We start from the raw sequence: 13,994 nt of genomic DNA, 5'->3' as shown, positions 1-13,994 counted from the left end.
CAGTGCTAATGCCTTGAGGTTACCTGGGTGCTATTCGCGAGTTACTCAGCGCTGTCATTTTCCTCGGGTTGGGCAGCGTTTTCCGGGTCCCACACGGCGCGGCTACGACGTGGCGCTTCCTCTTCGAGTCCTTCGCGCTTCATCAGTTCCGCAACCGTAATCTTCTTCCGCTTACGAGCCGGGCTGAAGTACGGGCGGACCTCGATGTCCTTAGCATTTTCCGGGTTCGGCTGGGCGTCAGTTGGTTCAGCTGGCGCGGACTGCATGAGCTGTTCTGTCGGCTCCGGCTGCTCCGGCTGCTCTGGCTCAGCTGGCGCCGTCGGAGCGGACAGTTCGGCCTGCTCAGTGCGCGCGGACTGTTCGGCATGCTCGGACTGGTCAGCGGGTTCGGGCTCCTTCAGCTTTGCCTTCTTCCGCTTCGGAATCCAGCGGTTACGCTTCTTGGTCGCGACAGCCACAGCAGTACCACCAGCTGCGCCCGTTGCAGCGGCCGCGCCCGCTGCACCAGCACCGACTTCACCAGCAGCACTGTCTGCTTCGTCCTCGTCAGCGTCAACGTCGCCAAAGCCACGCCCAGCACCTTCGTTTTCGGGCAACAGGGACTCACCGCGAGCCATACGCTCGCGGCGGCCCTTCTCCACCAGCTCCTCGGAAACCTCTTCCAGGGCAGAGCCTTCGACATCCACAGAAGGCAACACCTTGTCCAGCCACTTCGGCATGTACCAAGTAGCGCGGCCAAGCAGGAACATGGCTGCCGGGATGAAGGTCATGCGGATAACGAAGGCGTCGAAAAGCACTGCGGCACCCAGCGCGAAACCGAATACCTTGATGATCGCCAGGGGTTGCCCGGCGAACGCCGCGAAGACGGAGATCATAATAATCGCAGCGGCCGTGACCACACGAGCGCCAAGAGTAAAGCCTTCAACGACCGATTCTTCGACCGCGTTGTACTTCGATTCTGGCGAGGATTCACCCTTGTTGTGGGTGTAATGCTCGCGCATGCGGGAAACCAGGAAGACCTGATAGTCCATGGCCAAACCGAACGTCACGCCGATGAGGAAGATTGGCACAAAGCTGACCAGCGGACCCGGAGTGCTAATCACGCCCCAGAGGCCGTCCTGGAAAAATGCCACTGTGACACCGAATGCGGCTGCGACAGAGAGCAAGAAGCCCACACCCGCAGTCAACGGCACCATCAGGGAACGGAAAATCATCAGCAGCAGGATCACTGCCAGACCCACGACAACGCCCAAGTAGAGCGGCATTGCGCCCTGGAGGCGGTCGGTGATGTCAATTTCAATAGGAACCAGACCAGTGACACCGGTGAATAGGCCGGTGGTCTGCTCAATCTGCTTCTGCTGATCGCGCACCGCGTTCATCAGCTGCTTGGTCGCAGGATCGAGTGGACCCGACTTCGGGGTCATAATCATCTTGACCGCAGTGCCGTCATGATTCATGCCAATCATCTGGATGTGCTCGACACCGACGTTGGATTTGAACTGGTCGACAGCGTAACTATAGGAAGCCTTGCGGGCGGCCTCGATGTCAGAGAGTTCCGGGTTGGTCTGTCTCAGGGACTCGATAAGTGGTTTGAGCACCGGCGCATCGGGCTTCACATCATCCGACTTGGCAATAATGATGAGCTGTGAATTACGTCCCGCGCCGAAGCCCTCTTCAATCATGGTGATGGCCTTGCGGTTCGTGCTGTCCTTCGCCGCAGTAGAGTCCGACGGCAGCGCCAGCTTCAAGTGCATGGCCGGGTAGGCCAACGCCAACAGCAAGACGATACAGCCGACCAGGAACAGGCCGGGAGCCTTGTGGACGAAGGTGACCCAGCGGCGTCCCATCGTCATCTCGCCGAAGAAGGAAGAGCGGCGTCCCTTGCGCGCATTACGCGAGGGGTTGCCGGCAACACCAGGCACGCGGCCAGCGAAGACCTTGTCGCCCAGCAGAGACATAACTGCCGGCAGCAGGGTCAGAGAGACCAGCACTGTGAAGGCCACCGTGATTGCCGCCGAAATACCCATCAGGGACATGAACGGCACCTTGGCCACCGTCAGCGCTGCCAACGCGACAATCACAGTGAGGCCTGCGAAAACCACAGCGGAGCCAGCCGTACCGGTAGCCATGCCGATGGCATCTTCGTTGGTCATCCCTCGGGCTCTTTCTGCCCTGTAGCGAGAGAGGATGAACAGTGCGTAGTCAATACCGACAGCCAGGCCGAACATGACGGCAAGCACCGGGGTAATCGAGTTGACGTCAGTGAATGCGGTCATCAATGTCACACCGAAGACACCGATGATGATGCCCACTACCGCCGTCACAATAGGCAGGAACGAAGCCACCAGAGATCCGAAAGTGACAACCAGCACGATAAACGCCACTGTCACACCGATAATCTCCGAGGTCGGAGCTACCTCAATCGCGGGCTGCATGCCCGGACCAGAGGCCTCGACCTTGATACCTGCGTCACGACCAGCCTGCATGGCGTCGAGAAGCGCCTGCATATTCTCCGGCTCGATGTCCTGCGGCATCTTGGCATCGAAAACGAAGGTGGAAATACCGTAGCGACCGTCATCGGACACGGTACGCATGGCATTGGCATCGGCCTCGGCGACATCCTTGGGCAGGCCAGCGGCCATGCCCTGTTCCTTGACCATCGCCTGCATCTTCGGATTGAGGTCTACCGGGTTGTGAAGTTGCAAATCGTCGGCGATTTGGCCGACATTGTCGCGGATGCCGTTAATGACCTGGTCAACAGCTTCTTTATTCTGTGGGTCATCGAGCCTCTGCCCCTCGGGGGCCTCGAAGGCAACATAAATACGCTGCTCTCGAATTGGGTTCGGAACATCGGGGAACTTTTCCTCAATCACGTGCGAAGCCGTTGCCGACGGCATGCCGGGGATCGAGAACTGGTCGATGAACCCCTTCTGGAATGCGGCAACTGCACCGCCCAGCCCCGCCAAAATCAGGAACCACGCGATGATCACAGTCCATTTATGCAGGTAGGAGAACCTGCCGAGTTTGAACAAGGCCTTTGCCATGTCAAGTTTCCCTTACGTCTAATATTCGCCTGGACCGCCCCCAACTGCAGCTTCCCCAAGTTCGCGCTAACCAAGCACTTCCTCGGACTTCACCTGCAGTTTGAAGCCTCTTCGCTACTCCGATGCTAGCGACCACCCCGGATTGGCCAACATCAACTCTGGCGCTGACGCGGTCATTGGGGGCGGGCACGACATAAAAACCGGAAATACTTTTGCTAAGAGTAGCGGACTTCCCGGATAAACGTGAACAATGGGGTGTGTGTTACTGATGTTATTTTTGTGATTTAGGTGCTCCAGGTCGGGTGCCTCACCATTTGCCGCTTTACGACGGACACCTCCCACACCTCCACCACACCCAGGCAATCAGGGCCGATTAAATGCAAAACCCCCGGGGCTCCTATTTAAAGGAACCACCGGGGTTTTTATTGGCGGTGACGGAGGGATTTGAACCCTCGGTACGGGGTTACCGCACAAAGCATTTCGAGTGCTTCACCTTCGGCCGCTCGGACACGTCACCGCTAGAAAACGTTACAGGTAGCCCCTTTATCTACCAAATCCCCAGGTCAGGGCGCCCAGGCCTTCGCCAAGCCGCTCTCGCTGCACTACATCCTGCGCCACCCCAAGCCCGTCAACCCTCCACCGCGCTATTCGGGGTGGCCAACGCCCGCTGAGATATGTAAGGAATAGTCTGTAGCTTGAAATCTAGAAACTTAAACACAGAAGTACAGCCACACAGAAAGGGTTCTCCCTCATGATTCGTTCCGCCATCATCGGCTACGGCAACTTGGGCCGCAGCGTCGAAAAGGTCATCGCTGACCAGCCGGACATGGAACTCGTCGGCGTTTTCTCCCGTCGCGATTCGCTGGACACTGAGGCCCGCGTACTCCCGGCGGCGGATGTCGCAAAGTACAAGGATGAGGTAGACGTACTGTTCGTGTGCCTCGGCTCGGCCACCGATGTCCCGGAGCAGGCCCCTGAGCTGGCAAAGAACTTTACGACGGTCGACACCTACGACAACCACCACGAGATTCCGAAGCACCGCGCGGCCATGGACGCCGCCGCCCGCGAAGGTGACAACATCGCCATGATCTCGACCGGCTGGGATCCGGGCCTGTTCTCCCTGAACCGCGTCCTGGGCGCTGCTATCCTGCCGGGCGCAGACCAGATGACCTTCTGGGGACCGGGTCTGTCGCAGGGCCACTCCGATGCCGTGCGTCGTGTGCCGGGAGTGAAGAAGGGTGTCCAGTACACCAAGCCGAACCCGGAAGCTATCGAGGCCGTAAAGAAGGGCGAGGGCGCAGACCTGAAGGGCAACGAATGCCACCTGCGCCACTGCTTCGTCGTCGCCGAAGAGACCGGCAACGCCGACGAGGACGCCAAGCTCAAGGAGCAGATCCGCGAAACCATCGTGACCATGCCGGATTACTTTGCCCCTTACGAGACCATCGTGGACTTCATCTCCGAGGAGGAGTTCGACCGCGATCACCAGGGCATGCCGCACGGTGGCCAGGTCATTACCCGCGGCCAGGCCGGTACTTCCGGTCACGTCATCGAGTTCGGCCTCGACCTGGATCGCAACCCCGACTTCACCGCAGCTGTCCAGGTTGCCTACGGTCGCGCTGCCTACCGCCTGAAGCAGGCCGGCGAGACCGGTGCCCGTACCGTCTTCGAGATCGCCCCGTACCTACTGTCCGCCGAACCACTGGATGACCTGGTGGCCCAGAAGCTGTAGCCAGCCCCAACGCTGGCAGCCGGCCATCGAAACACAAAGAACCCCAACCACCTCCGCATATCAGAAGCGGAAACGGTTGGGGTTATCTCTACCCGAGAACTAAGCGCTTTACTTGTCAGTCAGCTTGCCCAGGGTCTCAGTGGCCTTGTCCTTCAGATCCTCAGCACCCTGCTTGACCTTCGAAGCAGCCTGCTCGCCCTTGCCCTGGTTTGCCAGATCCTCGTTGCCAACGGCGTCGCCGGCAGCTTCCTTAACCTTGCCGCCCAACTCGTCGGCCTTGTTCTGCAGCTCGCTCATTATGTAAGCCTCCTATGTAAACGACTTATCTATTCTCTAGAGCCACCGTCTAGCAGCTCCACTAGTTCCGACGTTACGTGAAAATGAAGGCTCGTCACGGCCACGACGGGAATTGTGACCTAACTGTGACCCCGCTCACGCTTCCAACTGCCGTTGCCGCTCGAAGAATTCCCGCAGGTAAACGGAGCATTCGTCGGCAAGCACACCTCCGCGCACCTGCGGCGTGAACGCGTGGGCGGGATCGCGGATGACATCGGCGATAGAGCCGCACGCGCCGGTCTTGGGCGACCACGCGCCGAAGACCACGCGCCCCACGCGCCCCATGACGCACGCGCCGGCGCACATCACGCACGGCTCCAGCGTCACGACCAACGTGCACTGCTCCAGCCGCCAGCCGTCACCAACGACGCGGGTGGCCTCGCGCAACGCAATGACTTCGGCGTGGGCAAGCGGGTCACCATCAGCTTCCCGACGGTTCGAGCCCCGGCCCACAACCTTGCCCTCGGCATCCACGACCACAGCTCCCACCGGCACATCCCCGGGCGCCGTGTGAGCAGCTTCGGCAATAGCCAGGCGCATCCACTCTTCGTCGAGAATGTCCTGTTTTCGACGGGGTAGCGCGCTTGGCCTCTCGTGCAAATGACCTTTCTCAGAGTTAGTCGTCATAGGGGTCGTAGTCGTCATCGTCGCCGTCGTAATCCAGGTCGGCGACATCGGCTAGCTCCTCGGCACACCCCAACTCCTCAGCGATGGCCAGAAGCTGCTCGGACGCCCACAGCGACTGATCGTCACAGATGGACTCCAGGGCTTCCTCCGAACAGCCCAGGTCAGCGAGGATATCCATGTCCCCCTCAGCCCAGGCATCGACATCGTCGAGCTCGTCCTCGTCGAGGTCGGGGATATCCAGATCCAGCTCGTCGAACACATCTGCCGCAATGTCATCGGTCACGGCAGCGGTAGCGTCGGAAAGCACTACGCGCAGCGACCCAACTCCCTGGCGCACGAGAATGAAGTAGTCGTCGTCGATATTGAGCATTCCGACAGCAGCGCGTTCCGAACGCAGATTGCGCAGCGCCTGTGCGGCGTCAGCGAGCGAATCGGTGGCGTCGTCCCCGAGGTCGACGACGCGCCAACCGCGCTCCCCCATAGTTACGGCAACCGCGAAGGAGCGGTCGTCATCGGAGGTGTACCCTCCGGAAAAGGTCGTGCTCATAACCCACAACGCTAGTCGCTGTATGTCATGCTTGTCAGGTGAGCAATTTCGAGTCCCCCTCCCCTGCTTCGTCCTCCCTGTCAGCTGCACAACTACCCGCGGTATGCATCCTCGGTTTGGGCCTCATCGGTGGCTCCATGATGCGCGATCTGCGGGCCCATAACGTCGAATGCTTCGGTTGGAATCGCTCGTCCCCGACGGTCGAGGAAGCCACGAAGGAGGGATTCGACGCCAGTACAGATCTTCAAGCCACGCTCGAGCGCGCTGAGGCCAGCCGCGCGCTCATCGTAATTGGCACCCCCATGACAGTCGTCGGCACGATGCTCGACGCGATCAACGAGCACGCCCCCAGCTGTGGCATCACGGATGTGGTCTCCGTGAAGGCGGCCGTCGCCGTCGAGGTCTCCGCTCGCGGGATGGAGGAACGCTTCGTCGGCGCGCACCCAATGGCGGGTTCCGCGCAGGCGGGCTGGTCCGCCACGCTCGAAGGGCTTTTCGACGGCGCCCCCTGGGTCATCACCTACGACCTGGCAGCTGCTGCCGACGCTGCAGGCAAGCCCGTCCCGGAGCGGTGGATTGAAGTCTTTTCGCAGGTCGCCAACTTGGGAGCAGCTCTTGGCAGTCAACTCATTCCAGCGCTGAGCGATCACCACGATGCCAGCGTCGCCCGCATCTCCCACATGCCACACCTGGCGGCCTACGCAATTGCCGCCGCCGGTGAAGCCGGTGGCCCCCTGGCCATTTCGCTTGCAGCCGGCTCTTTCCGCGACTGCACCCGCGTCGCCGCCGCTGCTCCCGACATGGTCATGTCCTGGTGTGAGAACAACACCGAACCCGTGCTCGCCGCGCTTGACGACGTCATCGAGCGCCTCACCGCCGCGCGCACCCAGTTGGCCACCGAGGGAACCGCTATGGACCTGGCCAAAACCGGTCAGATTGCCCGTGTCCGCTACGAGGCCCGTCCTGCTCACCGCCCGATTTTCCGACTGCGCGTCGGCGAGGGCGGCTGGATCAACCAGTTGAAGTTGGCCGAAAGCGTCGGCGGGCAGATAGATGTGTTCTAGTGTGGAACTATGTTTTCCCCCGAGCTGCACACCAGCCTCGCAGACATCACTGTCGTCAACTTCGCCATTAACGTACCGGGACCACTGGCCGCTCAGCACTTGAGCCAGCTAGGCGCCCGGGTGATTAAGGTCGAACCGCCCACAGGCGACCCGCTCGCTTCCTTCGGCCGCTCCTGGTATGAAGCTATGTCCGCAGGTCACGAGATTATCCAGGCGGATCTGAAGAGCAATGAGGGTCGCGCACAGCTGAGCTCACTGATCGATGAGGCCGATGTGGTCATCACCTCGGTTCGCCCCTCCGCGCTGCAACGCATGGGGCTGGCGGGTCTCCACGAACGCCCGAATGGGCCGGTACATATCGACATTGTCGGTGATACCGAAGCTCCAGAAACACCCGGCCATGACCTGACCTACCAGGCAGAGGCCGGAACCCTCACGCCTCCGGCCATGCCCCCGGTGCTGTTGGGCGACATTCTTGGCGCACACTTTGCGGTCACCGCTGCCCTTGCCGGGTTGATTAAGCGGGCAGGTGCCGGGGCGGACGTCGTAAAGCAGCCTGGACTGCACTGCCGCATCGGCCTGAAGCAGGCTGGTGAGACCGGTGCCGCGCCGCTGAAGTACGGCATGACGGCGCCCGGCGGACTACTCGGTGGCGGCCTGTGGACGTACGGCCTCTACCCCAGCGCCGATGGCTACGCGGCCGTGGCAGCGCTGGAGCCGCACTTTGCCGCCGCCCTGACCGAGGCCACTGGCGCGAGCAACCGCGAGGAACTCGCAGCCTTCCTCAGCGAGCGCACCAATGCCGAAATAATGCAGTTTGCCAGCGAAAAAGCGCTACCGCTGGCTGCGGTGGAGTAAGAGGGCGACTTAAGGCCGCGTGCCTCGACGTACTCCTGGGCCTGGAGCCTTACGCCGTCAGCCCCGCGGCCTCCGCGGTGAGCTCCACCGAACGCAGCCGGTCAGGAACCTTCAGCGATTGATGAGCCACAATCAGCTCATCCGCCGTCGAGTACTCACCGAACTGCGCAATCTGCTCACGCACCTGCGCCACCGTGCCGACCGCCGTGTGACGGAACATATTTTGCACCTGACGCCCCTGCGGGGTATCCATCAGAATCTCCGCCTCATCGTCAGTGAGGTGATGCCCACCGCGACTCAGGAACCGCCTGACCATGTTCCTGCGGGTAGCGAAGTACTGCTGCTGCGCGTCCTCTTCGCTTTCCGACGCAATCACATTCATGGCCGCAAAAGCGTACGGCTTATCCAGCTGCTCAGAAGGCTGGAACTGCTCGCGGTAGACCGCGATGGCATCGCGAAGCGCGTCCGGAGCGAAGTGCGAAGCAAACGCGTACGGCAAGCCTAGCGCCGCTGCGAGTTGAGCACCAAAGAGCGAGGAGCCCAGGATGTACAGCGGCACATGGGTGCCGCGGCCTGGAATCGCGTTGATGCCCTTGATCAGCGACTCGTCGGAGAGGTAACCGCGCAGCTCCTGCACATCCTGCGGGAAGGAATCGGACGAACGCGGGTCACGACGCAGCGCACGCATAGTGGCCTGGTCTGTGCCCGGCGCGCGACCAAGCCCCAGCTCGATGCGATCCGGGTACAGATTCGCGAGCGTGCCGAACTGTTCCGCGACCGTCAGCGGTGCATGATTCGGCAGCATGACGCCGCCGGAGCCGAGGGTGATGCTCTCGGTTTTTGCAGCCACGGCTGCGATAAGAACTGCCGGCGACGAGGACGCGATGGAGTTCATATTGTGGTGCTCAGCGTACCAAATACGCTTATAACCAGCCTTTTCCGCTGTCTGCGCCAAATCGATGGAGCCCTGTAGGGCGTCGGCGTGGGACTGCCCCGAGGCTACGGTAGCGAGGTCAAGAATGGACTCAGTACGAATCATGGTTCCACAGTCTAGACCGTTAGTCGGATATTGCGAGTTTGAGATGCTTCGAATACTGAGGCGCTGGGTTTTGGGGTTTGGGGATTCGGGTGCGGGTGGCTCGTGGGTGGCTCATGGGTGGCTCGTGGGTGGATCGTGGGCGGCTTGCGGGCGTGGGTGGCTCATGGGTGGTATTCACTCATCGATGAGGTATTCACATATCGATGAGCTATAGCCTGGCCACAAGTGAATAGCTCATCGATATGAGCGCAGGCAGAGCCAATACCGCGCCCATAAGTACCGGAAAACCATCGATAAGTCAGGCAGACAAAAAGACCCGCACCTTATCGGCGCGGGTCTGCATTGTGCGCCCGAAGGGATTCGAACCCCTAACCTTCTGATCCGTAGTCAGATGCTCTATCCGTTGAGCTACGGGCGCATTTTGTTGTTATTCAGCGACTCTGGGGTAATCCCCTCGGCCCCTGCAACGAATAGATACTTTACTCATCCTGCTAAGTTTTACAAAATCGCCTGTTCAAGCAACCTTTTCGGCACTTATTCAAGTACATATTCGTTGCACATTAACAACAGGTTTCGTAGCGGTTACCCCGGCCTATCCGAACAGGACCGACCGAGGTACCCCTGACCGAGGTAACGGAGAAACCGAGGAACTACTCGCCGCGGACCCAGCGGACAGCGTTGCCGAAGATGTCCTGCTCACCAATGCCCGGAATGTTGCGCATCAGGCCCTCGCGGAAACGCTCCGGGTGGCCCATCTTGCCCAGAATCCTGCCGTCAGCACTGACAATGCCCTCAATGGCGTAGGAAGAACCGTTCGGGTTGGCTGGCGCTGTCATCGTCGGCACGCCGTCGGCATCGACGTACTGGAAAGCGACCTGGCCGGCCTCGAACAGGCGGCGAGCCTCATCCTCGGAAACCACGAAACGCCCCTCACCGTGAGAAACCGGCATGAGGTGGGTCTGGACTGGCTCGAAATCGCGCAGCCACGGGGAATCCACGGTCGCGACGCGAGTAGTAGCGATGCGGGACACGTGACGCAGCTGGCGGTTGTGGGCCAGGGTCGGCGAGTCCTCGCGGAGCTGCGCCGGGTCGCCGTACGGCAGGAAGCCGGACTTGACCAGCGCCTGGAAACCGTTACAAATACCGAGCACAAGACCGTTGTCGGCCACGAACTCCTTGACGGCGGCTGCGACATCGTCGGAACGCAGGAACGCGGCGATGAACTTGGCGGATCCGTCCGGCTCATCACCCAGGGAGAAGCCACCGGAGAATGCCAGGATGTCGGAGTCCTGAAGCTTCTCGATGAACGCCTTCGTGTCCTCCGCCAGCATTGCCGGGGTCAGGTTGCGGATTACGTGGAACTCGTAGGTAGCGCCAGCAGCGACGAATGCCTCGGCCATGTCGTACTCGGAGTTGGTACCCGGGAAGACCGGCAGCAACACGTGGACATCCTTCTTGCCCGGGCTCTGCAGGTCAGTCTTGGTCTCGCTGACCTGGTTAGCGAACTCCGGCAGGGCCTCGCCCTCGTAGTCATTGAGCGGGAAGACCTCACGGTAACCGGACTCCATTGCCTCCAGAGCCTCGGCGACAGTGAAGGACTCCTCACCGAAGCGCAGCGTGCCCGACTCGTCGGTGGCACCGATCTTCACAGCACCCTCAACAGCACCCTCAACATCCTGACCAGCCGGAACAGCCACCACAATGGAGCCCAGCGGAGCCTCCGGAAGGGATGCCTCCAGGCCCACGCCATTGCCCACAGCCATGTTGACCAGGGTCGCAGCCAGATCCGCGTTAGTAACAGCCGAGGCCGCAGCCGGACGCAGCTCGCGCACAGCGGCAAACAGTTCGTTGAGCTGCTCGTAGTTCGGTTCCCCGGACTCGAGTGGCTGGTGCGCAAACAGGTAGAGGTCGAAGTTACCTGCCGGGATTGCAGCAGAGACAGCGTCGGTCTCGTCCATTGCAGCGACCGCAAAGGTCACCAGGGTCGCCGGCACGTGCAGGTCCTCGCCGTAGGTGCCGGACATGGAGTCCTTACCGCCAATGGCCGCAACCTGGAAGCCGTCCTGAGCCTCGAGCAGGCCGAGCAGAGCCTGCGCGACCTCGCCCCACCGCTGCGGATCCTGGTCCAGGCGCTGGAAGTACTCCTGCACACTCAGCCAGGCACCGCGCGGATCGCCACCGGCCGCTGCGAGCTTAGCCAGTGCCTCCACGACGGAGTAGGAACCCATGAGGTACGGGGACTCGTCGGCAAGCGATGGCGAGTAACCCCAGGTCATGACGGACGCGGTGCTCGTGCCGCCATCGACCGGCAGCGTCTGGATCGACGCCTGCTCGTCGGTCTTCTGCGTCGCACCGCCGTACGGCATGAGCACGGTGGAGCGGCCGACGGTCGAGTCGAACTGCTCGATCATGCCCTCCTGGGAGCCCGCCGTCGCCGCACGCAGCGACTCCAGTACGCTCGTCGGAGCCTGCTTTACGACGCCGCCCTCCGCAGCAACCATCTCGACGTTCTGGGCGCGGTCGGCGCCGTTGGTGTCGATGAACTCACGGGAGAGGTCGAAGACGACCTCGCCGCCCATGAACATGCGCAGCCGACCGGTGTCGGTGATGTCTGCCAGCGCGACGGCCTCGATGTTCTCTTCGGCAGCGGCGGCGATGATGAAGTCGGCGTCCTCCGGGCGCACGACCAGCGCCATGCGCTCCTGAGACTCGGAAATCGCGATTTCGCGGGCATTCAGACCGGCGTACTTCAGCGGCACGCGCTCGAGGTGAATGTCGATGGAGTCAGCCAGCTCACCGACCGCAACGGACACGCCACCTGCACCAAAGTCATTACAGCGGACAATCTTGGTGGCGACGTCCTCGCGGCGGAACAGGCGCTGAATCTTGCGCTCGTTGACCGGGTTACCCTTCTGCACCTCGGCACCGGAACGGCCCAGCGAGTCCTCATCGTGAGCCTTGGACGAGCCAGTCGCACCGCCGACACCGTCACGGCCGGTGCGGCCACCGAGCATGATCACCACATCGCCCGGCGCAGGTTCGAGGCGCTTGACGTTGTCTGCCGGGGCAGCGGCGACGACGGCACCGAGTTCCATTCGCTTAGCGACGTATCCCGGGTGGACCAGCTCGCGCACACCAGTGGTGGCCAGACCGATCTGGTTGCCGTAGGAGGAGTAGCCGGCTGCGGCGCGGGAGGAAATATCGCGCTGCGGCAGCTTGCCCTCGAGGGTCTGCTCGCGCGGAGTGTTGATGTCACCTGCGCCAGATAGACGCATGGCCTGGTAGACCCACGAGCGACCCGACAGCGGGTCGCGGATTGCGCCACCGAGACAGGTCGAGGCACCACCGAATGGCTCGATCTCGGTCGGGTGGTTGTGGGTCTCGTTCTTGAACATGAGGAGCCACTTGCGGTCATCGCCCTCGACGTCGACGTAGACGGAGCAGGCGTTGATTTCTTCGGAGACTTCCTGGTCATCCATGACACCCGTGCGACGCAGTTCGCGGCCCATGATGGTGCCCATGTCCATCAAGGAGCGTGGCTTGTGCGTGCGACCGTTGAGCTCACGCAGCTCGTCGTAGCGACGCAGCGCGCGGTCGAGCTGTGCGGCAAAGCGCGGCTCGTTGTTCTCGATGGAGGTCAGCTCGGTGTTGAAGGTGGTGTGGCGGCAGTGGTCCGACCAGTAGGTATCCAGCGCGGACAGCTCTACCTCGGTCGGGGTGCGGCCCTCGGAGCGGAAGTAATCCTGGATGGTCTTCAGGTCGGCCAGCGACATGGCCATGCCGTCGGCTGCGAGCAGCTCGGCCAGGCCTTCGTCATCCAGCTCGGTGAAGCCCGGGTACTCCTTCAGCGGCTCAATCTCGCCCATGCTCGGACGGCGCAGGACGCTCAGGTTCTTCTCCCCCGATTCGACCGGGTTGATGAGGAAGGAGCGCACGGCGTCATTCACCGGAGCATCGAAAACATACAGCGTTGCCGAGGTGATCTGCGCCTGCGTTTCCGGGCGGAGCAGGCGCAGGGCCTGCTCGGCGGCATCGGCACGCTGGTCGTACTGGCCAGGCAGCGGCTCGACAGCAAGGTAGTTCCCCAGCTCGGCGGGGGCCGGGAGCTCGACCAGCTCGTCGACACGCGAATCAGCAACTACCGACTCACGCAGCGCGACAAGATCCTCCTCCGTCGCATCGAAAGCATCGTAGAGATAGTAGATTGCCACCTCGCCGTCCTGGCCGATCGAGGACAGCAGCGTAGCTTCCTCATTGCGGAACTCGGGCTTACGGCGAACGGCTAGACGGGCGTCCATCAAGGCTCCTATCGAAATACGGGGAGGGCAACCGGGGTCTAAGTCTATTGCAACTGTTCAGGATAGGAAAATGTCCCCCGGCGTGCGAGGCGGCGCGAGGCGGCGCGGGGCGGAAGCCCCGATTGACCAAGTACAAGGCCAGGCTAATCGGATTCAGCCGGGCAAAGGCTGCGCGGGGGTGTTGGAGGTACGGCCGTGGCGGCTCAGGGAGGTGGCGAGTCGGTCGGCAGGTCCGGGTTGGTGCCTGTTGCTGCGCTTTGCTACCTGTTGCTGCGCGTTGCTGGAGCAAGGGAGCTGGTTCGTTGTCTTATCGATGCATAGTTCACCTATCGATTCGCTATAGCCTGGCCACAAGTGAACAGCGCATCGACAAGTGCACACGTAGCACCCACAGCGCGCGCATAAGTGGCGCAAAACCATCGACAGGCCACGAGAAACCATCGATAAGT

9 protein-coding genes and 2 tRNA genes are annotated in these 13,994 nt (G+C 61.7%); 3 read left to right on the top strand and 8 right to left on the bottom strand.

Annotation, left to right across the window (positions count from 1 at the left end):
• Nucleotides 1-41: 41 nt before the first annotated feature.
• Nucleotides 42-3,044 (bottom strand): MMPL family transporter, encoded by a 3,003-nt coding sequence (locus EGX79_00875; protein ID AYX80864.1) that lies wholly within the window; start codon nt 3,042-3,044, stop codon nt 42-44.
• A 426-nt stretch (nt 3,045-3,470) separates the two neighbouring features.
• Nucleotides 3,471-3,561, bottom strand: a tRNA-Ser gene (locus tag EGX79_00870).
• A 234-nt stretch (nt 3,562-3,795) separates the two neighbouring features.
• Between EGX79_00870 and EGX79_00865 the strand changes: the two genes are divergently transcribed.
• A complete protein-coding gene (locus tag EGX79_00865; protein AYX80863.1) occupies nt 3,796-4,776 on the top strand; it encodes a diaminopimelate dehydrogenase in 981 nt (326 codons plus the stop codon).
• Between the two features lie 108 nt (nt 4,777-4,884).
• Here EGX79_00865 and EGX79_00860 read toward each other — a convergent pair whose 3' ends face one another.
• The 3 genes from EGX79_00860 to EGX79_00850 all read right to left on the bottom strand — a co-directional run bounded on the left by EGX79_00860 (nt 4,885) and on the right by EGX79_00850 (nt 6,286).
• A complete protein-coding gene (locus EGX79_00860) occupies nt 4,885-5,073 on the bottom strand; it encodes a CsbD family protein (protein AYX80862.1) in 189 nt (62 codons plus the stop codon).
• Nucleotides 5,074-5,208: 135 nt separating this feature from the next.
• Complete coding sequence (locus tag EGX79_00855; protein ID AYX80861.1) at nt 5,209-5,652, bottom strand: nucleoside deaminase; 444 nt, start codon at nt 5,650-5,652, stop codon at nt 5,209-5,211.
• A gap of 76 nt (nt 5,653-5,728) precedes the next feature.
• Nucleotides 5,729-6,286: a tRNA adenosine deaminase gene (locus EGX79_00850; protein AYX80860.1), complete on the bottom strand. Its 558-nt coding sequence runs from the start codon at nt 6,284-6,286 to the stop codon at nt 5,729-5,731.
• 38 nt (nt 6,287-6,324) lie between these two features.
• Between EGX79_00850 and EGX79_00845 the strand changes: the two genes are divergently transcribed.
• Together EGX79_00845 and EGX79_00840 are read left to right on the top strand one after the other, a co-directional pair.
• Entirely contained in the window at nt 6,325-7,350 is a 1,026-nt protein-coding gene (locus EGX79_00845; GenBank protein ID AYX80859.1) for a prephenate dehydrogenase, read from the top strand.
• A gap of 9 nt (nt 7,351-7,359) precedes the next feature.
• The gene (locus EGX79_00840; GenBank protein AYX80858.1) at nt 7,360-8,208 is read left to right on the top strand and encodes a carnitine dehydratase; all 849 of its coding nucleotides are present in this window, start codon (nt 7,360-7,362) and stop codon (nt 8,206-8,208) included.
• 49 nt (nt 8,209-8,257) lie between these two features.
• On the opposite strand, the gene EGX79_00835 is transcribed toward EGX79_00840, so the two are convergent.
• The 3 genes from EGX79_00835 to EGX79_00825 all read right to left on the bottom strand — a co-directional run bounded on the left by EGX79_00835 (nt 8,258) and on the right by EGX79_00825 (nt 13,545).
• Nucleotides 8,258-9,247, bottom strand: coding sequence for an LLM class flavin-dependent oxidoreductase (locus EGX79_00835; GenBank protein AYX80857.1), 990 nt, complete (start codon nt 9,245-9,247; stop codon nt 8,258-8,260).
• A 342-nt stretch (nt 9,248-9,589) separates the two neighbouring features.
• Nucleotides 9,590-9,665: transfer RNA gene (locus tag EGX79_00830), tRNA-Arg, on the bottom strand.
• A gap of 232 nt (nt 9,666-9,897) precedes the next feature.
• A complete protein-coding gene (locus EGX79_00825; GenBank protein ID AYX80856.1) occupies nt 9,898-13,545 on the bottom strand; it encodes a phosphoribosylformylglycinamidine synthase in 3,648 nt (1,215 codons plus the stop codon).
• Between the last annotated feature and the right edge of the window lie 449 nt (nt 13,546-13,994).

This window comes from Corynebacterium jeikeium, from assembly GCA_003955985.1.
In the GTDB taxonomy this organism is placed as follows: Bacteria; Actinomycetota; Actinomycetes; order Mycobacteriales; family Mycobacteriaceae; genus Corynebacterium; species Corynebacterium jeikeium_D.
Note: the sequence above shows the minus strand (reverse complement) of the source record. Positions and strands in the feature narration are given on the sequence as shown.